We start from the raw sequence: 22,230 nt of genomic DNA, 5'->3' as shown, positions 1-22,230 counted from the left end.
TCCTGTTACTCGGCTGAAAGCGCAGTCTAACGCGGCGCGCTGACTGGCGAAGTTTCGGGGATAAGTGGTGCGACGGTCGGGGCGAGGCCGCCGTGTTCATCGCATTTGCATGACAGGCGTTCGCCGCTGTCGACGTTCATCAGGGTCAGACTGCCGCCCCAGACACAACCGGTGTCCAGCGCCGAGATGCCTGGCTCATGGATATTGCCTTCGAGTGCCGCCCAGTGGCCGAAGATGATGCGCAGGCCTTTGGTCTTGCGCTCTCTGTGCTGGAACCAAGGTTTGTAACCGGGTGGAGCGGTGTCGAGGCCTTCCTTGCTCTTGAGGTCGAGCTTGCCTTCGGCGGTGCAGAAGCGCATGCGCGTGAAGTAGTTGGTGATGACGCGCAGGCGCGTGACGCCTTTGAGGTCGTTGTCCCATTTCGCCGGGTCGTTACCGTACATGCCGTCGAGGTAGGCGGGGAGCAGGTTGTCGTCACGCAGGGCGGTTTCGACTTCGCCGGCGCACTTCAGCGCGCGGCTCAGCGACCATTGCGGCGGAATGCCGGCGTGGACCATGGCGACATTACGCTGCTCGTCGTAGTGCATGAGCTTTTGCTGTCGCACCCATTCAAGCAATTCAGCGCAGTCCGGCGCTTCGAGAATCTCGCGCAGCGTGTCGGACTTCTTCAAGCGCTCGATATTTCTGGCCGCGGCCAGCAGATGCAGGTCGTGGTTGCCGAGTACGCAGACCAGCGATTCACGCATGCCATGCAGAAAACGCAGGGTTTCCAGTGATTGCGGGCCACGGTTGACCAGATCGCCGACCAGCCAGAGCCGATCGAGTGCCGGGTCGAACGCGACTTGCTTGAGCAGGCATTTCAGCGGTTCGAGGCAGCCTTGCAGGTCGCCGACGGCATACGTCGCCATCAGTGCAAAGATCCGGGCACGGCGAGGCGGAAGGGTTTGATGATCGCGTCAAAATGTTTGCCGTCAGTGGCGACCATTTCATAGGTGCCTTGCATGGTGCCTACCTTGGTGGTCATTACCGTGCCGCTACTGTAGGTGTGGCTCTGGCCGGCATCGATCAACGGTTGCTGACCTACTACGCCTGCACCACGCACTTCTTCGACATGGCCATCACCGTCGGTGATCACCCAGTGCCGCGACATCAGGCGTGCGGGCTGCTCGCCATTGTTCTGCACGGTGATGGTGTAGGCGAAGGCGAAGCGGTCGTGCTCGGGTTGCGATTGGTCTGCCAGATAGTGGGTAACGACGCTGACATCGACCTGGTAACGGGAATCGGACATGCAAGAGGCCTTAAACGAAGCGGAACGCGGGGCGTAGCTGATGGGGAGTCAGTCTAGGCAAGTATCGGGCAGTAAACCAGAGTGGCGTCCTGCCCGATAGCGTTCATCGTTTATCAGTCGGCGGCAGGGGAGGCCGGGACTTGTACCGCGAGCTGGTCGGCCAGACGTACGAATGCGGCCAGATCCAGTTGCTCCGGACGCAGGCTGCCATCGACGCCGGCGGCTTCGATTTCAGCGTTGCTGAGCAATTGCTTGAGGGTGTTACGCAAGGTTTTGCGACGCTGGTTGAAGGCTTCGCGCACAACGCGCTCCAGCAGCTTGTGATCCTTGGCCGGGTGTGGAAGCACGGCGTGCGGCACCAGACGAACGATCGCCGAATCAACTTTAGGTGGCGGGTTGAATGCGCCCGGGCCAACGTTGAACAGGTGCTCTACGCGGCAATGGTACTGAACCATGATCGACAGACGACCCCAGTCACCGCCGCCCGGGCCAGCGGCCAGACGCTCGACCACTTCTTTCTGCAGCATGAAATGCATGTCGCGAATGATGCCGGCGTTGTTCAGCAGATGAAAAATCAGCGGCGTGGAGATGTTGTACGGCAGGTTGCCGACCACACGCAGGCTGTTCGGCGCGGCATTGAGCGTGTTGAAGTCGAACTTTAGTGCATCACCCTGATGCAGGTTGAAGTTGCTCTTGCCGGCAAACTGCTGGTTGAGGATCGGGATCAGATCCTTGTCCAGCTCCACCACGTCCAGTTGTGCGCCGGAGGACAGCAGGCCGGCGGTCAGTGCACCCTGGCCCGGGCCGATTTCCAGCAGGCGGTCTTCAGACTTGGCGCTGATGGAGCGCAGGATGCGGTCGATAACGCCGGCATCGTGCAGGAAATTCTGGCCAAAGCGTTTGCGCGCCTTGTGTTGGTATTGCTCGGTCATAAACGGGTCTCGGCCATCTGGTAGGCGGTTTCCAGGGCGACTTGCAGGCTGCCGGTGTCGATCTTGCCGCTGCCGGCCAGGTCCAGGGCAGTGCCGTGATCGACCGACGTGCGGATGATCGGCAGACCAAGGGTCACGTTGACGGCAGCGCCGAAGCCTTTGTACTTGAGCACAGGCAAGCCTTGGTCGTGGTACATCGCCAGCACTGCGTCGCAGTGCTCCAGATATTTGGGGGTAAACAGAGTGTCGGCGGGCAGCGGGCCACGAAGATCCATGCCCTCGCCGCGCAGGCGCTCTAATGTCGGTTCAATGATGTCGATTTCTTCATGGCCCAGGTGGCCGCCTTCACCGGCGTGCGGGTTGAGTCCGCAGACCAGGATGCGTGGCTGGGCGATGCCGAATTTGTTTTGCAGGTCGTGGTGCAGAATCCGCGTGACCCGCTCCAGCCGTTCTGGCGTGATCGCATCGGCAATCTCGCGCAGGGGCAGGTGAGTGGTGACCAGTGCGACGCGCAAACCGCGGGTGGCGAGCATCATAACCACTTGGGCGGTGTGGGTCAGATCAGCGAGGAATTCCGTGTGCCCGGAAAAGGCGATGCCGGACTCGTTGATCACGCCCTTGTGCACAGGGGCGGTGATCATTCCGGCGAAGTCGCCGTTCAGGCAGCCGTTGCCGGCGCGGGTCAGGGTTTCGAGGACGAAAGCCGCATTGGCCTTGTCCAGGCGCCCAGCCACCACGGGGGCGCTAAGCGGAGTATCCCAGACGTACAGGCTGTTGGCGGGCGCCGGGGCATCCGGCCAACTACCAGGCGCAACATCCAGCAAAGTGACAGCCAGCCCCAGTTGCGCGGCCCGCTCAAGGAGCAGGTCGCGGCTGGTGATGGCAATCAGGGGATGTGGCTGGGCTTGCGAGGCGAGCAGCAGGCACAGGTCGGGACCGATGCCGGCTGGTTCGCCGGGTGTCAGCGCGAAACGCTGGGGTTTCACTGCGCTGCCTGGTCTGCACCAGGGAGTTTGATCTCTACGTACGCTTCGTCACGGATCTGACGCAGCCAGGTTTGCAGCTCTTCGTCGTATTTGCGGTTACGCAGTACGGTCATGGCTTGCTGCTCGCGGGCTTGTTCGGTGCTGTCGGTGGCGCGACGGCCAAGGACTTCCAGAACGTGCCAGCCATATTGAGTCTGGAACGGCTTGGACAGCTGACCTTGTGGGGTCTTGGCCATCACCTCGCGGAATTCCGGAACCAATGCGTTCGGGTCGATCCAGTTCAGGTCGCCGCCGTTGAGGGCGGAACCCGGGTCTTCGGAGTAGCTTTTCGCCAGAGTGGCGAAATCTTCACCGGCCAGGATGCGCTCATACAGCGATTGCACCAAGGCTTTGGTTTTGGCTTCGTCGCGGATCGGGCTCGGCTTGACCAGGATGTGACGGACATGCACTTCGTCACGCATCTGCGCTTCGCCACCACGTTTGGCCAGCAGCTTGAGGATGATGAAACCACCCGGTGTGCGCGCAGGCTGAGTGATGTCGCCGACGGCCATGCTGCTCAACTCGCGGTCGAACGGAGGTGGCAGTTGCGCGGCTTTACGCCAGCCCATATCGCCGCCTTCCAGTGCGTTGTCGCTGCCGGATTTGGCAACGGCCATTTGGCCGAAGTCAGCGCCTTGCTTGAGCTGCTGGTAAACCTCCATGGCCTGACGGGCAGCACTCTGAATCGCGTCAGAGTTGGCGCTTTCCGGCGTCGGGATCAGGATGTTGGCCAGGTGCAGTTCTTCGGACAGTTGCATTTTGCCGAGGTCAGAAGCGAGGAAGTTCTTCACTTCCTGCTCGGAGACCTGAATGCGTTCTGCCACGCGGCGCTGACGCACACGGCTGATGATCATCTCGCGCTTGATCTGATCACGGGCGTCGTCATAGTTCAGGCCGTCGCGAGCCAGAGCAGCGCGGAACTGCTCAATCGACATGTTGTTGCGCTGGGCAATGGTGCCGACCGCCTGGTTCAGTTCTTCATCGGTGATGCGGATGCCGGAGCGGTCGCCAATCTGCAGTTGCAGGTTTTCGACGATCAGGCGTTCGAGCACCTGTTGATCCAGTACGCCAGGAGGCGGCAAGCCACCGCCACGCTTGGCGATGGTCTGCTGCACTTCGTGGACGCGCTGGTCCAGTTGACTCTGCATGACCACGTCGTTGTCGACGATCGCTACCACTTTGTCGATGGACTGTACTGCGGCGTTAGCCGCAGTACCCAGGAACAGCGCGCCCAGCATCAGCGGGCGCAGACAATCAGAAAGCTTGGTCTTCACGTTCACGATAACCTTGAATGCCTTTGTCGAGGAAGCTCTCTACCTTGGCGCCAGTGAGGCCGCCGAGTCCCTTCAGAACAATTTGGAGGAAGATGCCATGGTCGCCTTTTTCGTTTTGCGGGGCTTCCTGGCTGAACTCGTCATAGGAAACCCAGTAACGGTTGATCAGGCGCAGTTTCCAGCAGCAGTTGTCGTACTCGAAACCACCGAAGGCTTCCAGGGTACGGTTGCGGTTGTAGTCGTACTGCCAGCGGCTGATGGCGTTCCACTGCGGAACGATCGGCCAGATGACCGAGAAGTCATGCTGCTGGATCTTGTAGTAGTCCTTCACGTAGCCAGGCTGACCAGGAGTGCCGTAGTCGCCACCACCCACTGTCCATTTACCGGTGTTCTGGTCGTAACGGATCTGGTCGTTGCGATAGCGATAACCGACGTTGATAACCTTGTTCGGGTTGTCTTCAGGCTGGTAGTGGAACATCGCGCTGCCGGAGCGCGGGCTGCGGCTGTCCGGATCCCAGTTGTAATCGGCCGTGGTGCGCCAATCGCGGTTCCAGCGGTATTCGTATTCCAGAGCGTATGGCGAGACGTTGGATTTCGCGTCGTCACGATCGTTGAATGCGATGCCAGGCAATTGAACCTTGCGATCCTTGAAGTACAACGCCTGACCAACACTGATGCGTTGACGTTCGAAACCGTTGTCTTCGATCCAGCGGCTGGTAACGCCCAGCGACAGTTTGTTCTCGTCGCCGACGCGGTCGGAGCCAGAGAAACGGTTGTCGCGGAACAGCGAAGCGTAGTTGAAGGTGTATTCGCTGGTGTCGAATACTGGAATGTCTTCCTGGTCGACCTCGGGTACATAAAGGTAGAACAGGCGTGGTTCCAGAGTCTGACGATAGTTTTTGCCAAAGTACTGGGTATTGCGGTCGAAATACAGCCCGCCGTCGATGCTGGCGATCGGTACACCACGGTTCTGGTTGCTGTCGAATTCGCCGTTGAGCTTTTTCTGTTCAGCTGTCATCGCATCAATCTGCGATTTGCCGGTGTTGTCCAGATCCAGCTGATATTGGGTGTACTGGTATTTCAGCGATGGCTTCAAGAAGCCATAGGTCCAGTTCATTGGCAGGCTGACACCCGGCTTGAGATTCAAGCGGTCGCCATTGGCACGTGCCAGACCCGTGATGTTGTTGTCCAGGCGCGACTCGGTAGTGACGCCGTCTTCCTGTACAAAGGTGCCACTTCTCAGGTCACGGTCGAAACGGACAAGCTCGGTCTCGTAATCGAAATTCAGACCTTCCGGGTGGTACGGCAGCTGACCGTTGAAGGTGATCTGCGGCAGACGGCCGTACGGCGTCAGGTTCGAAACGGTTGCGAGCTGGTATTGCTGGGCATTCAACGTGGCGGTGTACGAATCACCACGGTAGGAAACCAGACCCTGTTGGTTGACGAAGTCGCTGGACTTCACGCCAATCTGATCGGTTTGCAGGTCCTGGAAGTAGTACGGATCGCTGATCTTGGTGTAGTCAACCTGAGTGAACACACGGGAGTCGAGACCGCCCTTGTGCTGCCAGTTGTACATGTAGCGAGTCTCGTTGTAGTCGGACTGTCGCTTGCGATCATCGTCTTCATCATTGAGGTAGGCGGCACCGAACTGACCTTCACTCGACTTGGTCAGGTAACGGAATTCGCCTTCCACCAGCATGCCGCGCTTGCTCATGTAGCGCGGGTACAACGTGGCGTCATAGTTCGGCGCCAGGTTGAAGTAGTACGGTGTAACCAGCATGAAGCCGGTATCGGTGCCGCTGCCAATGGTCGGCGGCAGGAAGCCCGACTGGCGACGGTCGTCGATCGGGAAATAGATGTACGGCGTGTAAAGAATCGGAATGTCTTTTACGCGCAACGTCACGTTGGTCGCGGTACCGAAACCGGTGGCCGGGTTCAAGGTGATGTTGTTGCCCTTGAGCTGCCAGGCATTGCTGTTCGGTTCGCACGTGGTGTACGTGCCGTCCTTCAAGCGGATGATCGCGTTTTCCGCACGCTTGGCGTACAGCGCGTTGCCGCGGATACGCGATTTGTGCATCACGTATTCGGCGTTGTCGACTTTGGCTTCACCGGTGTCGAGCTGCACATCGGCATGGTCGCCAACGATCAGCGCGCCGTTGTCGCGGATGCGCACATCGCCATTGAGTTCGGCGCGGCTCTCGGCCTGATACAGGCTGGCCTCGTCGGATTCGACCTGCATGCTGCCCTGACGCAGGACGACATCGCCGGCCAGCGTACCGACTTGATCATCGGTGTTATAGCGCGAGGCTTTTGCGCCGATAAAGGTCGGTGCATCGCTTTTGTTCGTCTTGTCATTCATGCCAGGACGAATCGGTTCGATATAGGCACCAGAGCAGTAAGGCCCGGTCTCGGCCAGTTGGGCGGCGGTGAGTTTCTCGCGCGGAACCCAGTCGAGGTGACTGAAGTCTTCGCTACGGGATTTCAGACCGCGGCCTTTGGCTTCGGTGACGAGTGCCGTTTTAGGGGCTGTGTCGGCAACCGAACCGTTCTCGGTCGCGGCTTCGCCGGTAGCGCTGACGGCACTGCCGTCATGCACCGGACGCGGCGGCAACGCAGCAGCGGTTGATTTGGGCGCACAGGCCCAACCACCCGAAGCCGAGACGGAGCAGTCATACTGCTCGGCGGCAACAACGAATTGACTGGCCAGAGGTTGCATAGCCAGCAGACTGCCGGTTACCAACAACGGAAATTTTTTACGAAACGCGGGGGATTTCAATGCCATCTTATTAGTCCGGGCTTCCTGCGTGCCATCTGCCCGCGGTGTGGGCCGCACGCCTCTCGATGGTCTGAAAAAGATGCTGGATAATAAAGCATGACCCGCTTGACGGCTAGCGCCGTCGGAGACCCTTGCAATGCCTGATCAAGATGTACGCTTGCAACACCTGAAAGTTTGGCTCGATGAGCAGTTGGCAATCCTGTTTGCAGATCAGGGCTGGGGCACCGTGCCCCCGGCCACGTTGACCGCGGCCAGCAGCGACGCGAGCTTTCGCCGTTACTTCCGCTGGGAAGGGGAGGGTCGCAGCTTTGTCGTAATGGACGCACCGCCGCCCCAGGAAAACTGCAAACCGTTCGTGGATATCGCCTTTTTGCTGGCGAAATCCGGAATAAATGTGCCGAAAATTTATGCCGAAGACCTCGATCGCGGATTTCTTTTGCTCAATGACCTGGGCAGCAAGACCTATCTCGACGTGATCGATGGCGAAAATGCCGATCAATTGTTCAACGATGCCCTGCAAGCGCTGCTGGCTTTTCAGCAGTTGCCGATGGTTGCACCGTTGCCGAGTTACGACGTTGCGTTGCTGCGCCGTGAGCTGGAACTGTTTCCCGAGTGGTACGTGAAGCGCGAACTCGGCGTCGAGTTCGATTCAATTCAGCAACAACAATGGCAACAAGTCAGCAATCTGCTGATCGACAGCGCCCTGGCCCAGCCGAAAGTGCTGGTTCACCGCGACTACATGCCGCGCAACCTGATGCTCAGCGAGCCGAATCCCGGCGTGCTGGATTTCCAGGATGCGGTTTACGGCCCGGTGACCTACGACGTGACTTGTCTGTTCAAGGACGCCTTCCTCAGCTGGCCTGAAGAACGCGTACGTGGCTGGCTGGAAAGTTATTGGCAACAAGCCTCGGCGCTGAATATTCCGGTGCAGCCGGACTTCGAAGACTTCCTGCGTGCCAGCGACCTGATGGGCGTGCAGCGCCACCTGAAAGTCATCGGCATCTTTGCGCGCATCTGCCATCGCGATGGCAAGCCGCGTTATCTGGCCGACGTGCCGCGTTTCTTCTCTTATATAGAAGCGGTGATTGCGCGTCGTCCGGAACTGGCGGAGCTGCAAACGCTGCTCACCAGCCTGCGGGGTGGAGCAACAGCATGAAGGCAATGATTCTGGCTGCAGGCAAAGGCGAGCGCATGCGCCCGCTGACCCTGACCACGCCGAAACCGCTGGTGCGTGCCGGCGGCGTTCCTCTGATCGAATACCACCTGCGTGCCCTCGCGGCGGCCGGCTTCAACGAGATCGTGATCAATCATGCCTGGCTCGGTCAGCAGATCGAAGATTATCTGGGCGACGGTTCGCAGTTTGGCGTGAGCATTCAGTATTCGCCGGAAGGTGAACCGCTGGAAACCGGCGGCGGGATTTTCCGGGCGCTGCCGTTGCTTGGCGATGACGCGTTTCTGGTGGTCAACGGTGATATCTGGACCGATTACGACTTCAGCGTCCTGCACCAGCCGATCACCGGTCTGGCGCATCTGGTGCTGGCGGACAACCCGGCGCATCACCCGAGTGGAGATTTCACTTTGGTCGATGGCAAGGTGCACGACGGTCAGCCGGACGCTGCAACCCTGACCTACAGCGGCATCGCGGTGCTGCATCCTCAGTTGTTCGACGGCTGCGCCGACGGTGCTTTCAAACTGGCACCGCTGTTGCGCAACGCCATGGCGGCTGGCGAAGTCACGGGCGAGCGTCTGAAAGGTCACTGGGTCGATGTCGGTACGCACGAGCGTCTGGCAGAAGCTGAAACCTTGATAGAAGCGAGTCGCTGACATGTTGTGGCCAGGGACTCTGATTGGAGCCGGAGCGGGTTTTGCGATTGCCAGCATTCCGGGGGCCATGCTTGGGGCATTGTTGGGGCAAGCGCTGGATCGGCGTCTGCACTTGCAGAGCTGGGGGCATTTGCGGGAAAAACTCGGCGGCCGGCCGATGCTGCGCAACGATGAGTTGCTGTTTGTGCTGCTCGGCCGTCTGGCCAAGAGCGACGGTCGGGTCACCGACGGGCACATCCAGCAGGCGCGCAACGAGATGCGTGCGCTGGAAATGAGTGAGCCGGCAACTCGTCGGGCGATTGCCGCGTTCAATCGCGGCAAGTCCGGCAGTGACAGTCTGCGCGGTTATCTGCGGCGTCTGAGTACGCAACCGCATGCTGCCGAAGGCGTATTGCGCGCCTGCTGGCGAATGGTCTGGGCCGATGGTCGCGCGGGCGTCAGTGAACGTGAGTTGCTGGCGCAGTGGGGCAAGTGGCTGGGCTGGACGGCGCATCAGGTGCAGGCCTTGGCCAACGATTACGAGCCGGGCAAGCGGCCGATCGTCAGCGCGGCGGTAAGCTATCAAGAGGCGATGCGCTTGCTCGGCGTGTCGGCGTCCAGTGAGCCGGCGCAGATCAAGCGCGCTTATCGGCGCCTGCTCAGTCGTCATCACCCGGACAAGATTGCCGGTACGGGGGCGACGCCAGCGCAGGTGCGTGAGGCGACCGATAAAACCCGCGAGCTGCACAATGCCTACACGTTGATTCGTGAGCGGCGGGATTTTCGCTAGTCGTTAGCGCTGTGTTGCCGGTGATGGCCCCTTCGCGAGCAGGCTCGCTCCCACAATGGATTGTGTACGCAGATCCAATGTGGGAGCGAGCCTGCTCGCGAAGGGGGCGACGCGGTTTACCGATCAGTCCGGGTTCTGCGGATTCAACCAGCCACGCACCCGGCGGAACAGCTGTTCCTGTTCAGCCTTGTTATCCGGCAAGGCCTTGAGTGCGACCTGGCTGAACGCCGATGTCTTCAAGCGCTTGCTCGCCTGCATGCGCTCCAGCGCTGCGTTGCGATCAAGCGGCTTGTCCATGTAGAAAATATCCGCGGTCGGCAATTTCAATGTCGGTGTCAGTTCCGCCAATGCCGGTTTGGCTTTGGCCGGTGCCTGCGCATCGACCATGACAAATTTTTCGATCTGCGCGGTTTGTTTTTCAGTCAAATAGCGCGCGGCCCAATAGGCACCGGTGCCGTGGCCGAGTACGACAATGCTGCGTGCACTTTGCTGTTCGGCGTAGCCAATCGCCGCGTCGATCCGCGCGAAGATACGCTCGGCATCGGCCTTGGCTTGTTCTTCGGTGGTCTCGGCAACGACCTGATCGGCGACTTCGGCTTCACCACCCGCCGCCTGTTCGATTGGCTGCGCGGTGGTGGCGTCCTTGCTGCCGCTTTCCGGTGCCTTCGGCGCGGCAGCTGCTTCGACGACGCGCGGGGCAATGGCATCGCTTTGCAGATCAGGCAGCGTGATGCTCAGACTGCTCCAGTCGGCGTTAGGCAGTTTTTGTCGCAATGGGCCGATCGCCTGTGGCCAGTCAGCGGTTTCGCCAGCGCCAGGGATGATGATCACCGCGCCTTTGGGCTCGGCGGTGTTGGCCGGTTTCCACAGGGCGAGAAAGGTGTCGCTGCCGGCCTGTAATTGTTGCTGTTCTTGCGCCGGGACCTTACGTTGCAGTGCGGCGGCTTCTTCCTGACTACGCTCAAGCAGTGGCTGGCGTTCGGCGGGTTTTTCTTCGGCCGGCTTTTCTGCGGTGGCGGCAGGTGCCGGATCGGCGGCTTCGACGGAAAACGCACAAGGCAGAATCAGCGACAGGCACAATGCTGGCATTGCCAGGCGGTAGACAGAGGGCATCGGTTATTCCAGGCCAGAAAGTATCCCGGCAGCCTAATGGGTTGGTCAGAATTTGTCAGTGTATGAGACTTCAATGAAGCGATTTTGCTGCCTGTGGGTTATCGGCTGTTTGTGGTTTCCCTTGATGGGCTGGGCGGCGCCTGCGCCGCCGTCACATCTTGCACAGTTGTCGGCGAGCCAGCAGCAATGGCTGGCGCAACACAATGAATTGCGCGTCGGTCTGGTGTTGCAAGCCCCGTATGCGCAATACGACCGGCGCTTGCAGCGGCTGTCGGGGGCCAACGTCGAGCTGATGAAGTTGTTGGCCAAGACGCTCAATGTCGAGCTGAGCTGGCGCAACTTTCAGGACCTCGGGCAACTGGAAACCGCCGTGCGCGAGGGCGAGGTCGATATTGCTCCGGGCCTGAGCCAGACCCCGAGTGCGTTGCGTCTGTGGCAGTTTTCCGACCCTTACATGCGCGTGCCGCAACTGGTGGTCAGTGACCAGAAGGCCAGTGCGGTGATCGATCTGGAGAAACTCGACAGCCAGGTCCGCGTCGCCGTGCGCATGCCCAGCAGCACCGCCGACTATCTGCGCGGCAACTATCCGCATCTGAACCTGCAAGGTGTGCCGCTGGAGCGTCAGGCCTTGCAGTTGCTGTTGAGTCAGCAGGCTGCCTACGCCGTGGTCGACGAGGCACAACTCGGACGGTTGTCGGTAGAGCCGGAGTTCGCCGGACTGGTAGTCGTTGGTGATATCGGCCTGCCGCAACTGCTGCGCGTCGGCTCGCGCCGCGATTGGCCAGAGTTGGCGGGCATCGTCCAAAGTGCCTTGCGCGCGATTCCGGCCAAGGATCTGGAGCAGTTGCACAGCCAATGGTTGCAACCGAAATATCCGCGGCTGTCGGAGTCGCCGGGGTTCTGGCAGAACCTCAGCCTGTTGTTCGCGGTAATGCTGTTGAGTTGTGTCGCGATCGTGTTCTGGCAGCGCCGCCAACAGCACAGTCTCGAACAGCGACTGCTGGCCGCCCGGGAAGACATCGCCTTGCGCGCGGCCAGCGAAGAAGCGCTGCGGTTGACGCAGTTCTCTATCGATCAAAGCACCGTCGGCATCCTCTGGGTCAACTGGGACAGCCATGTGCGCTACGCCAATCGTGCAGCCGAAGTCATGCTCGGTTACCCCTCGGGCGGGTTGATCGAGCGACCGCTGATCGACTTCGAGCCGGGCCTGCACATGGATCGCTGGCTCAACCTGTGGAAGCGCGCGCGCGCCAGTGAAGAAGGGCCGTTGAGTTTCGAGACCAGTTGCGTGCGTGCCGATGGCAGTGTTTTGCCGGCGGATGTCTCGCTGAGTTTCTTGCGTTTTCGTGACAGTGAGTATCTGGTGGTTTATCTCACCGACGTCACCGAACGCCGTCGCGCCGTGGCGGCGTTGCAGGAAAGCGAGGCGCGTCTGCAGGGCATCGCCGCCAACGTACCGGGACTGGTGTTCCGTCTGGAGCGCGCGCCGGTGACCGGGCAGATCGACTTTGCCTACATCAGTGAAGGCAGCGAAAGTCTGGTCGGCTACGCACCGGCCGTCATCGCTCATCGCGACATGGGTCTGCGCAGTCTGGTGCATCCGGATGACAAGGCCAGTTACCACCGCACCCAGGATCAGGCGCTGGACACCGACAGCGACTGGTCATGGCAGGGCCGAATCCTCACGCGTCAGGGCGAGCAGCGCTGGGCCGAGATCAAGGCGATCACCCGGCAACTGGAGGATGGCGCCTACGTGTGGGACGGCATCGTTTGGGACATCACCGAGAGCAAGCGTATCGAGCTGGAGCTGGCCGCCTCTCGTGAGCAATTGCGCGAACTGTCGGCCCACCTTGAAAGCGTGCGAGAGGAAGAGAAGGCGCGAATTGCCCGCGAGGTTCACGATGAATTGGGGCAGATGCTCACGGTGCTGAAACTGGAAACATCGATGTGCGAACTGGCCTACGCACAACTTGATCCCGGTCTTAACGAACGCCTCAACAGCATGAAACGCTTGATCGCCCAGTTGTTCCAATTGGTGCGCGATGTGGCGACGGCGCTGCGACCACCGATTCTCGATGCCGGGATTGCGTCGGCGATCGAATGGCAGGCGCGGCGGTTTGAAGCGCGGACGCAGATTCCGTGTCTGGTACAGGTGCCGGACAATCTTCCGGCGCTCAGTGATGCCAAGGCGATTGGCCTGTTCCGGATCCTGCAGGAGGCGCTGACCAATGTGATGCGCCATGCTCAGGCGCATACTGTGGAACTGACGCTGGCGCTGGAAGGCGACGAATTGTGTCTGACGGTCAGTGATGATGGCGTAGGATTCGTCGCCGCTGCCGGTCGGCCGACTTCGTTTGGACTGGTTGGCATGCGCGAGCGGGTGCTGATCATGGGCGGGCGGTTGACGCTGGAGAGTGAGCCGGGGGAGGGCACCAGTCTGATGGTGCGGGTGCCGGTGAGTGAGGTCTGAGGGTTTTGTGGTGTCGGCGCAGGCCTCTTCGCGAGCAAGCTCGCTCCCACAGAGAAATGCATTCCAATGTGGGAGCGAGCTTGCTCGCGAATGATGCTGGTGCTGAATTCGAACAATGGAGAAAACCGTGATCCGTGTACTGGTAGCCGAAGACCACACCATCGTCCGCGAGGGCATCAAGCAATTGATCGGCCTGGCCAAGGATCTGCAAGTGGTGGGCGAGGCGAGCAATGGCGAGCAACTGCTCGAAACCTTGCGTAGCGTGCCATGCGAAGTGGTCTTGCTCGACATCTCCATGCCCGGCGTCAATGGCCTCGAAGCAATCCCGCGCATCCGTGCGTTGAACAATCCGCCAGCAATTCTGGTGCTGTCGATGCACGACGAAGCGCAGATGGCCGCGCGGGCGCTGAAGGTTGGCGCGGCCGGGTATGCGACCAAGGACAGTGATCCGGCGCTGTTGCTCACCGCCATTCGTAAAGTCGCGGCCGGCGGGCGATACATTGATCCGGATCTGGCGGATCGCATGGTGTTTGAAGTCGGTCTGACTGATGCGCGGCCGCTGCATTCGTTGTTGTCCGAACGCGAGTTCTCGGTGTTCGAACGCCTGGCCCAAGGCGCCAACGTCAACGACATCGCCCAGCAACTGGCCCTGAGCAGCAAGACCATCAGCACCCACAAAGCGCGGCTGATGCAGAAACTCAACATCACCTCGCTGGCCGAACTGGTCAAATACGCGATGGAACACAAACTTCTCTGATCAGCACTGTTCCCCTGTGGGAGCGAGCCTGCTCGCGAAAGCGGTGTAACAGTCACCGAATAAGCTGAATGACCCACCGCATTCGCGAGCAGGCTCGCTCCCACAAGGGATCTGCTTTGGATCCGGATTGTGCGCATATCCCTAAGCGACACGCGTTTTTGCCATTGCATGTGGCTCGCAGCTTGCCCCTTGCCACTGCCTTATCCATTAGCGCCATCCTTGTAGGGCAATCCCTACCCCCAACCTTCCACCCGGCTGAGGCGATTCTCTCCTGCGCCCCGATTTGCGTGGCTGTCAGCAGCCACTAGGCTTAACCCACAAGCAGTCATCAACAACAAAGGTGTGGGTATGAGCCAGGTCGATACAAACGCAGGGGCCAGTGATGTGCTGGTCAGCTTTCGTGGAGTGCAGAAGAGCTACGACGGCGAGAACCTGATCGTCAAAGACCTCAACCTGGACATTCGCAAAGGCGAATTTCTCACCCTGCTCGGGCCGTCCGGTTCCGGCAAGACCACCAGCCTGATGATGCTCGCCGGTTTCGAAACACCGACCGCTGGCGAGATTCTGCTGGCCGGGCGCTCGATCAACAACGTGCCGCCGCACAAACGCGACATCGGCATGGTGTTCCAGAACTACGCGTTGTTCCCGCACATGACCGTAGCGGAAAACCTCGCGTTCCCGCTGACCGTCCGTGGCCTGAACAAAAGCGACGTCAGCGACCGTGTGAAAAAAGTCCTCAGCATGGTTCAGCTCGACGCGTTCGCCTCGCGCTATCCGGCGCAGTTGTCCGGTGGTCAGCAACAACGTGTGGCATTGGCCCGCGCGCTGGTGTTCGAACCGCAACTGGTGCTGATGGACGAACCCCTCGGCGCCCTCGACAAACAACTGCGTGAACACATGCAGATGGAAATCAAACACCTGCACCAGCGCCTCGGCGTGACCGTGGTCTACGTGACCCACGATCAGGGTGAAGCGCTGACCATGTCCGATCGTGTTGCGGTATTCCATCAGGGTGAAATTCAGCAGATCGCCCCGCCGCGCACCCTTTACGAAGAACCGAAAAATACCTTCGTCGCCAATTTCATCGGCGAAAACAACCGCCTCAACGGCCGCTTGCTCAGCCAGAGCGGCGAGCGTTGCGTGGTCGAGTTGGGTCGTGGCGAAAAGGTCGAGGCGCTGGCGGTCAATGTCGGCCAGACCGGCGAACCGGTGACCCTGTCGATCCGTCCGGAGCGTGTCAGCCTCAACGGTTCGAGCGATCAATGCGTTAACCGCTTCTCAGGGAGGGTGGCGGAATTCATCTATCTGGGCGACCACGTCCGGGTGCGCCTGGAAGTCTGCGGCAAGACCGACTTCTTCGTGAAACAGCCGATTGCCGAGCTCGATCCCGCGCTCGCAGTCGGTGACGTGGTACCGCTTGGCTGGCAGGTCGAGCACGTTCGCGCGCTTGACCCGCTTTTAGAGGCGAACTGATCGCCCCGGCAATACCAACACCAACCCTGCACGTGGAGAGAACAATAAATGTTGAGATCCCTGAAGTTCACCGCCCTGACCCTGGGCCTGATGGGTGCGGCCAGCGCAATGGCCGCTGGCCCGGATTTGACCGTGGTGTCGTTTGGCGGGGCGAACAAGGCCGCGCAAGTCAAAGCCTTCTATGCACCGTGGGAAGCGGCGGGCAACGGCAAGATCGTCGCCGGCGAATACAACGGTGAAATGGCCAAGGTCAAAGCCATGGTCGACACCAAGAGCGTGTCGTGGGATCTGGTCGAAGTCGAATCGCCAGAGCTGTCCCGTGGCTGCGACGAGGACATGTTCGAACAACTCGACCCGGCGCTGTTCGGCAAGACTGAAGACTACGTAAAAGGCGCGATTCAGCCTTGCGGTGTTGGCTTCTTCGTTTGGTCGACCGTACTGGCTTACAACGCCGACAAGCTGAAAACCGCACCGACCAGTTGGGCGGATTTCTGGGACACCAAGAAATTCCCGGGCAAACGTGGCCTGCGTAAAGGCGCCAAGTACACCCTCGAATTCGCTTTGATGGCCGATGGTGTGGCGCCGAAAGACGTCTACAAAGAGTTGGCGAGCAAGGGTGGCCAGGATCGCGCTTTCAAGAAACTTGATGAGCTGAAGCCGAGCATCCAATGGTGGGAAGCCGGCGCGCAACCGCCGCAATACCTCGCTTCCGGTGACGTGGTGATGAGCTCGGCCTACAACGGTCGCATCGCTGCCGTGCAGAAAGAATCCAACCTGAAAGTGGTGTGGAACGGCGGTATCTACGACTTCGACGCCTGGGCCATCCCGAAAGGTCTGGACGCCAAGCGCGCGGAAGCGGCGAAGAAATTCATCGCCTTCTCGGTACAGCCGCAGCAACAGAAGACCTACTCGGAAAACATCGCCTACGGCCCGGCCAACACCCAGGCTGTGCCGCTGCTGGCCAAGGATGTCCTGAAAGACATGCCGACCACCCCGGAAAACATCGCCAACCAGGTGCAGATCGACGTCAGCTTCTGGGCTGACAACGGCGAGCAACTGGAGCAGCGCTTCAACTCCTGGGCTGCGAAATAAGCCGAGCCTGGTGAGGGTGGGCTTGCCCACCCCTGTGGGAGCGAGCCTGCTCGCGAAAGCGGTAGATCAGCCAGCATAGATGTTGAATGTGCTGGCCTCTTCGCGAGCAGGCTCGCTCCCACAGGTAGCTGTGTTTCAACACAACAGCGGTGGTTCGCCACCTCTGTAACGATCAAAGATTTGCGGAGTACGTCATGGCCATCGCCGTTCCCCTGAACGAGGGCAACAGCCCCACCTTGAAGCAGAAGCTCAAGCGCGCCGAGCGGGTCAACCGCTGGAAGGCTCAAGCGCTGATTGCGCCGCTGGTGCTGTTTCTGTTGCTGGTGTTTTTGGTGCCGATCGTGGCGCTGCTCTACAAAAGCGTCGGCAATCCCGAAGTGGTCGGCGGCATGCCGCGCACCGTGGCGGCCATCGCCAGTTGGGACGGCCGCGGCCTGCCCGCTGAACCGGTCTATAAAGCCGCCGGCGAAGACCTCGCCGAAGCACGCAAAAACCAGACGCTGGGCGATTTGTCCAAGCGCTTGAACATGGAGTTGGCCGGCTATCGCAGCCTGTTGACCAAAACCGCCCGGGCGCTGCCGTTCGCCAGCGAACCGGCCTCTTATAAAGAAGCCCTGGAAGCACTCGACGAACGTTGGGGCGACCCCGCCTACTGGCAGGCGGTCAAACGCAACACCAGCAGCATCACCCCGTATTACCTGCTGGCGTCCGTCGACCACCGCATCGACGACCTCGGCGAAATCGCCCCGGCCACCCCGGATCAGGCGATCTACCTCGACATCTTCGCCCGCACCTTCTGGATGGGCCTGGTGATCACCGTGATCTGCCTGCTGCTCGCCTATCCACTGGCCTACCTGCTGGCAAACCTGCCATCGCGGCAAAGCAATCTGCTGATGATTCTGGTGCTGTTGCCGTTCTGGACCTCGATTCTGGTGCGTGTCGCCGCATGGATCGTGCTGTTGCAATCGGGCGGTCTGATCAACAGTGGCCTGATGGCCATGGGCATCATCGATAAACCGCTGGAACTGGTGTTCAACCGCACCGGCGTGTACATCTCGATGGTGCACATCCTGTTGCCGTTCATGATCCTGCCGATCTACAGCGTGATGAAAGGCATCTCGCCGACTTACATGCGCGCCGCGATTTCCCTTGGCTGCCATCCGTTTGCCAGTTTCTGGCGGGTGTACTTCCCGCAGACCTATGCCGGTGTCGGCGCCGGTTGCCTGTTGGTGTTCATCCTCGCCATTGGCTACTACATCACCCCGGCGCTGCTCGGCAGCCCGAACGATCAAATGGTCAGCTACTTCGTCGCCTTCTACACCAACACCAGCATCAACTGGGGCATGGCCACCGCACTGGGCGGGCTGTTGTTGCTGGCGACTGTCGTGCTTTATCTGATTTACAGCTGGCTGGTCGGCGCCAGTCGCCTGCGCCTGAGCTAAGGGGAATTCGAGATGCTGAGTCCTTACATGTCGCCCATTGAACGGGTGTGGTTCTACAGCCTGCGGATCCTTTGCGGCCTGATTCTGTTGTTCCTGATTCTGCCGGTGCTGGTGATTATTCCGCTGTCGTTCAACTCGGGCAGTTTTCTGGTGTATCCGCTGCAGGGTTTCTCGCTGCAGTGGTATCACGACTTCTTCGCCTCGGCGGAATGGATGCGAGCGTTGAAGAACAGCATCATCGTTGCCCCGGCGGCGACGGTGCTGGCGATGATCTTTGGCACGCTGGCGGCGATTGGCCTGACTCGCGGTGACTTCCCCGGTAAAGCGCTGGTAATGGCGCTGGTGATTTCGCCGATGGTGGTGCCGGTGGTGATCATTGGTGTAGCGAGCTATCTGTTTTTCGCACCGCTGGGATTGGGCAACAGCTTCTTCTCGTTGATCGTGGTGCACGCGGTGTTGGGCGTGCCGTTTGTGATCATCACGGTATCGGCGACGTTGCAGGGGTTTAATCACAATCTGGTGCGGGCTGCTGCGAGTCTTGGTGCTTCGCCACTGACGGCGTTTCGTCGGGTGACCTTGCCGCTGATTGCGCCGGGGGTGATTTCCGGGGCGCTGTTCGCGTTTGCGACTTCGTTTGATGAGGTGGTGGTGACGTTGTTTCTTGCCGGGCCTGAGCAGGCGACGTTGCCTCGGCAGATGTTTAGCGGGATTCGCGAGAACCTTAGCCCGACGATTGCGGCTGCGGCTACGTTGCTGATCGCCTTCTCGGTCATCCTGCTGCTGACCCTGGAATGGCTACGGGGTCGTAGCGAAAAACTGCGTACGGCTCAGGTTTAAGGGCCAGATCAAGAGCCACCCCCTCACCCCAGCCCTCTCCCCCAAGGGGGCGAGGGGGAAAGGGAGCAGATCTTCATGATTTTCAAAACCTGAGTTTGACTCGATATCGCAAGTCGGTGCACCTCTCCCATCCACCTCGGTCAGTCTTTTTACCTTCGGGGGGAAGGGAGCAGATCGTTGTGCTTTTCAAAACCTGAGTTCGACTCGGTAATTCAGGTCGGTGTACTTCGAGAGTACAACTCGGTCAGTCCCCTCTCCCTTTGGGAGAGGGCTAGGGTGAGGGGCTCTTGCTCTTGCCCTCGATAGGTCATTCACCACCTGAATAGCAGACAACCCCAAATCCCCAGCTAATCTTGTGCCCAGCTCCCACATCTATAAGAGGCTGCGCACGATGAGTCTGTCCCAGTTCAAAATCGCTCACAAACTGATCACCGGCGCCGCCGCCATCGAACAACTGGCCGCCGAACTCACACGCCTCGACATCGACAACCCATTGATCGTCACCGATGCCGCGCTGGTCAAATCCGGCACGGTAGAGCTGGCACTGGTGCAACTCGGTGGTCGCGACTACGAGATTTTCGACCGCGTACTGCCAGACCCGGAAATCGCCATCGTCGAAGACTGCATGCGTGTCTACCGCGAAGGCGGGCACGACGGCTTGATCGGTCTCGGTGGCGGCAGTGCCATCGACATCGCCAAAAGTGTCGCGGCCTACGCCGGTTACCACGGCGCACTTGAAGATCTGTTCGGCGTCGATCAGGTGCCGCGCAAAGGCCCGCCGCTGATCGCCATCCCGACCACCGCCGGCACCGGTTCCGAAGTGACCAACGTCGCGATCCTCTCGGACAAAGTCGCGCAATTGAAGAAAGGCATCGTCAGCGACTATCTCTTGCCGGACGTGGCGCTGGTCAGCCCGCAAATGACCCTGACCTGCCCACGCAGCGTCACCGCCGCCAGTGGCGTCGACGCACTGGTGCACGCCATCGAATCCTACCTGTCGGTGAATGCCTCGCCGATCACTGACTCCCTGGCCATCGGTGCCATCAAGCTGATCGCCAAAGCCCTGCCCAAGGCCTATGCCAACGGCGGCAACCTGCAAGCGCGCGAAGACATGGCCACCGCCAGCCTGATGGCCGGTATGGCGTTCGGCAATGCCGGGGTCGGCGCGGTGCATGCGCTGGCGTATCCGCTGGGCGGGCGTTTCAACATCGCCCATGGCGTGAGCAATGCGTTGCTGCTGCCGTACGTCATGACCTGGAACAAGATGGCCTGCGTTGAGCGCATGCAGGATATCGCCGAAGCCATGGGGGTGAAGACCGCTCATCTGAGCGCCGCCGAAGCAGCGGACAAAGCCGTGCAGGCAATGAGCGATCTGTGCGCAGCCGTGGAAATTCCGGCCGGACTGCGTAGTTTCGGCGTGCCGGAAGAAGCGATCCCGGCGATGGCCGTGGAAGCGGCGGGGATCGAGCGCCTGATGCGCAACAATCCGCGCAAACTCAGCGCTGGGGACATCGAGAAGATCTACCGCACGGCGTATTGAGTCAGCGCCCGTCCTCCGTCATGGCACAACCCAATCATCGCGGTCACGGTGCGCGCTTGGAAACTTGAGGTATACAATGCGCGCCATCGTGATTTAGCTCAGAAAAGGTGCGTCATGCAGCCCTTCGTAATTGCTCCGTCGATTCTCTCCGCCGACTTCGCCCGCCTCGGCGAGGAAGTCGACAACGTTCTGGCCGCGGGTGCCGACTTCGTTCACTTCGACGTCATGGACAACCACTACGTGCCGAACCTGACCATCGGTCCGATGGTTTGTGCGGCATTGCGCAAGTACGGCGTCACCGCGCCGATCGACGCGCACCTGATGGTCAGCCCGGTGGACCGCATCGTCGGCGACTTCATCGAGGCCGGCGCTACCTACATCACTTTCCACCCGGAAGCCACGCTGCACGTTGATCGCTCGCTGCAACTGATCCGTGAAGGCGGCTGCAAATCCGGTCTGGTGTTCAACCCGGCAACCCCGCTGGACGTGCTCAAGTACGTGATCGACAAGGTCGACATGGTCTTGCTGATGAGCGTCAACCCGGGCTTCGGCGGGCAGAAGTTCATTCCCGGCACCCTCGACAAACTGCGCGAAGCGCGGGCGATCATCGATGCTTCGGGTCGTGACATTCGTCTGGAAATCGACGGCGGCGTCAACGTCAACAACATCCGCGAAATCGCCGCCGCTGGCGCTGACACCTTTGTTGCCGGCTCGGCGATCTTCAACGCGCCGAACTATCAGGAAGTCATCGACAAGATGCGCTCCGAACTGGCGCTGGCGCGCCCATGAGCGGGTTCGAGCAGCTGTTCCCGGGGAAACTGCCACGGCTGGTGATGTTCGATCTGGATGGCACGCTGATCGACTCGGTTCCGGACCTGGCAGCGGCGGTGGACAACATGCTGCTCACCCTTGGCCGTCAACCGGCGGGCATCGATTCGGTGCGCGAGTGGGTTGGTAACGGCGCGCCGGTGCTGGTGCGCCGCGCGTTGGCCGGTGGCATTGATCATTCAGCCGTGGATGACGTCGAAGCCGAGCGTGCGCTGGAAGTGTTCATGCAAGCCTACGGCGCCAGCCATGAGCTGACCGTGGTCTATCCCGGCGTGCGCGACACCCTCAAGTGGCTGCACAAGCAAGGCGTGGCCATGGCGCTGATCACCAACAAGCCGGAGCGTTTCGTCGCGCCGTTGCTGGATCAGATGAAGATCGGCCGCTACTTCAAGTGGATCATCGGTGGCGATACCCTGCCGCAGAAAAAGCCTGATCCGGCGGCGCTGTTCTTCGTGATGAAAATGGCCAACATCCCGGCCTCGCAATCGTTGTTCGTCGGCGACTCGCGCAGCGACGTGCTGGCGGCGAAAGCGGCGGGAGTCAAATGCGTGGCGCTGAGTTACGGCTACAACCATGGCCGACCGATTGCCGAGGAATCCCCGGCGCTGGTGATCGACGATCTGCGCAAGCTAATTCCCGGTTGCCTCGGTACGGCCGCTGAGATAACGTTGCCCGACGCTTCTCAATCCCATTCTGGAAACGCCATCGTGGTGGTCACTCGCAAACTCTGGATGAAAGTCATCAAGGCCCTGGCCCGCTGGCGTTGGCGCGCCTGACTTGTTCCTGGCCG

At 60.3% G+C, this 22,230-nt stretch carries 19 protein-coding genes; 12 read left to right on the top strand and 7 right to left on the bottom strand.

From position 1 onward, the window contains the following. Positions 1 to 26: 26 nt before the first annotated feature. The 6 genes from PspS49_RS26835 to PspS49_RS26810 all read right to left on the bottom strand — a co-directional run bounded on the left by PspS49_RS26835 (position 27) and on the right by PspS49_RS26810 (position 7,301). Positions 27 to 908: a symmetrical bis(5'-nucleosyl)-tetraphosphatase gene (locus PspS49_RS26835; protein WP_160042072.1), complete on the bottom strand. Its 882-nt coding sequence runs from the start codon at positions 906 to 908 to the stop codon at positions 27 to 29. Next, positions 908 to 1,288 (bottom strand): Co2+/Mg2+ efflux protein ApaG, encoded by a 381-nt coding sequence (gene apaG, locus PspS49_RS26830; RefSeq protein ID WP_160042070.1) that lies wholly within the window; start codon positions 1,286 to 1,288, stop codon positions 908 to 910. The genes PspS49_RS26835 and apaG overlap by 1 nt, the downstream gene beginning before the upstream one ends. Before the next feature lie 113 nt (positions 1,289 to 1,401). Then, on the bottom strand, positions 1,402 to 2,220 hold the full coding sequence (rsmA, locus tag PspS49_RS26825; protein WP_038363334.1) for a 16S rRNA (adenine(1518)-N(6)/adenine(1519)-N(6))-dimethyltransferase RsmA: 819 nt from the start codon (positions 2,218 to 2,220) through the stop codon (positions 1,402 to 1,404). Beyond that, on the bottom strand, positions 2,217 to 3,206 hold the full coding sequence (gene pdxA / locus PspS49_RS26820; RefSeq protein WP_160042068.1) for a 4-hydroxythreonine-4-phosphate dehydrogenase PdxA: 990 nt from the start codon (positions 3,204 to 3,206) through the stop codon (positions 2,217 to 2,219). The genes rsmA and pdxA overlap by 4 nt, the downstream gene beginning before the upstream one ends. After that, on the bottom strand, positions 3,203 to 4,519 hold the full coding sequence (surA, locus tag PspS49_RS26815; RefSeq protein WP_150749667.1) for a peptidylprolyl isomerase SurA: 1,317 nt from the start codon (positions 4,517 to 4,519) through the stop codon (positions 3,203 to 3,205). Before surA ends, pdxA begins: the two co-directional genes overlap by 4 nt. Continuing rightward, the gene (locus PspS49_RS26810) at positions 4,500 to 7,301 is read right to left on the bottom strand and encodes an LPS-assembly protein LptD (protein WP_127929995.1); all 2,802 of its coding nucleotides are present in this window, start codon (positions 7,299 to 7,301) and stop codon (positions 4,500 to 4,502) included. Before PspS49_RS26810 ends, surA begins: the two co-directional genes overlap by 20 nt. A 130-nt stretch (positions 7,302 to 7,431) precedes the next feature. Between PspS49_RS26810 and PspS49_RS26805 the strand changes: the two genes are divergently transcribed. The 3 genes from PspS49_RS26805 to PspS49_RS26795 are packed head-to-tail and all read left to right on the top strand — an operon-like array spanning position 7,432 to position 9,888. Continuing rightward, complete coding sequence (locus PspS49_RS26805; protein WP_160042066.1) at positions 7,432 to 8,451, top strand: phosphotransferase; 1,020 nt, start codon at positions 7,432 to 7,434, stop codon at positions 8,449 to 8,451. Further along, positions 8,448 to 9,119, top strand: a complete 672-nt coding sequence (gene murU / locus PspS49_RS26800) for an N-acetylmuramate alpha-1-phosphate uridylyltransferase MurU (protein ID WP_127929993.1) — start codon at positions 8,448 to 8,450, stop codon at positions 9,117 to 9,119. Before PspS49_RS26805 ends, murU begins: the two co-directional genes overlap by 4 nt. 1 nt (position 9,120) lies before the next feature. Further along, the gene (locus PspS49_RS26795; RefSeq protein WP_127929992.1) at positions 9,121 to 9,888 is read left to right on the top strand and encodes a TerB family tellurite resistance protein; all 768 of its coding nucleotides are present in this window, start codon (positions 9,121 to 9,123) and stop codon (positions 9,886 to 9,888) included. A 123-nt stretch (positions 9,889 to 10,011) separates the two neighbouring features. Here the strand turns inward: PspS49_RS26795 and PspS49_RS26790 are convergent, their stop codons facing one another. Next, a complete protein-coding gene (locus tag PspS49_RS26790) occupies positions 10,012 to 11,001 on the bottom strand; it encodes an alpha/beta hydrolase family protein (RefSeq protein ID WP_160042064.1) in 990 nt (329 codons plus the stop codon). Between the two features lie 73 nt (positions 11,002 to 11,074). On the opposite strand from PspS49_RS26790, the gene PspS49_RS26785 reads away from it, so the two are divergent. From PspS49_RS26785 to PspS49_RS26745, 9 genes are all read left to right on the top strand, one after another. Beyond that, positions 11,075 to 13,471 (top strand): sensor histidine kinase, encoded by a 2,397-nt coding sequence (locus PspS49_RS26785; protein ID WP_160042062.1) that lies wholly within the window; start codon positions 11,075 to 11,077, stop codon positions 13,469 to 13,471. 115 nt (positions 13,472 to 13,586) lie between these two features. Then, entirely contained in the window at positions 13,587 to 14,228 is a 642-nt protein-coding gene (locus PspS49_RS26780; RefSeq protein WP_174245090.1) for a response regulator transcription factor, read from the top strand. 348 nt (positions 14,229 to 14,576) lie between these two features. Then, positions 14,577 to 15,701 carry an ABC transporter ATP-binding protein gene (locus PspS49_RS26775; RefSeq protein WP_038363353.1) on the top strand — a complete coding sequence of 375 codons (1,125 nt, stop codon included), beginning with the start codon at positions 14,577 to 14,579 and terminating at the stop codon, positions 15,699 to 15,701. 48 nt (positions 15,702 to 15,749) lie between these two features. Continuing rightward, positions 15,750 to 16,793 (top strand): ABC transporter substrate-binding protein, encoded by a 1,044-nt coding sequence (locus PspS49_RS26770; RefSeq protein WP_038363355.1) that lies wholly within the window; start codon positions 15,750 to 15,752, stop codon positions 16,791 to 16,793. A 194-nt stretch (positions 16,794 to 16,987) separates the two neighbouring features. Beyond that, positions 16,988 to 18,235, top strand: a complete 1,248-nt coding sequence (locus PspS49_RS26765; RefSeq protein WP_008084125.1) for an ABC transporter permease — start codon at positions 16,988 to 16,990, stop codon at positions 18,233 to 18,235. Between the two features lie 12 nt (positions 18,236 to 18,247). Beyond that, complete coding sequence (locus PspS49_RS26760; RefSeq protein ID WP_008084123.1) at positions 18,248 to 19,072, top strand: ABC transporter permease; 825 nt, start codon at positions 18,248 to 18,250, stop codon at positions 19,070 to 19,072. 391 nt (positions 19,073 to 19,463) lie between these two features. Continuing rightward, positions 19,464 to 20,612 (top strand): iron-containing alcohol dehydrogenase, encoded by a 1,149-nt coding sequence (locus tag PspS49_RS26755; RefSeq protein WP_160042060.1) that lies wholly within the window; start codon positions 19,464 to 19,466, stop codon positions 20,610 to 20,612. Positions 20,613 to 20,726: 114 nt separating this feature from the next. Next, positions 20,727 to 21,401 carry a ribulose-phosphate 3-epimerase gene (rpe, locus tag PspS49_RS26750; protein WP_007918813.1) on the top strand — a complete coding sequence of 225 codons (675 nt, stop codon included), beginning with the start codon at positions 20,727 to 20,729 and terminating at the stop codon, positions 21,399 to 21,401. Further along, positions 21,398 to 22,216, top strand: a complete 819-nt coding sequence (locus tag PspS49_RS26745; protein ID WP_127929987.1) for a phosphoglycolate phosphatase — start codon at positions 21,398 to 21,400, stop codon at positions 22,214 to 22,216. Before rpe ends, PspS49_RS26745 begins: the two co-directional genes overlap by 4 nt. Positions 22,217 to 22,230 lie beyond the last annotated feature (14 nt).

The sequence above is a fragment of the Pseudomonas sp. S49 genome (assembly GCF_009866785.1).
In the GTDB taxonomy this organism is placed as follows: domain Bacteria; phylum Pseudomonadota; class Gammaproteobacteria; order Pseudomonadales; family Pseudomonadaceae; genus Aquipseudomonas.
Note: the sequence above shows the minus strand (reverse complement) of the source record. Positions and strands in the feature narration are given on the sequence as shown.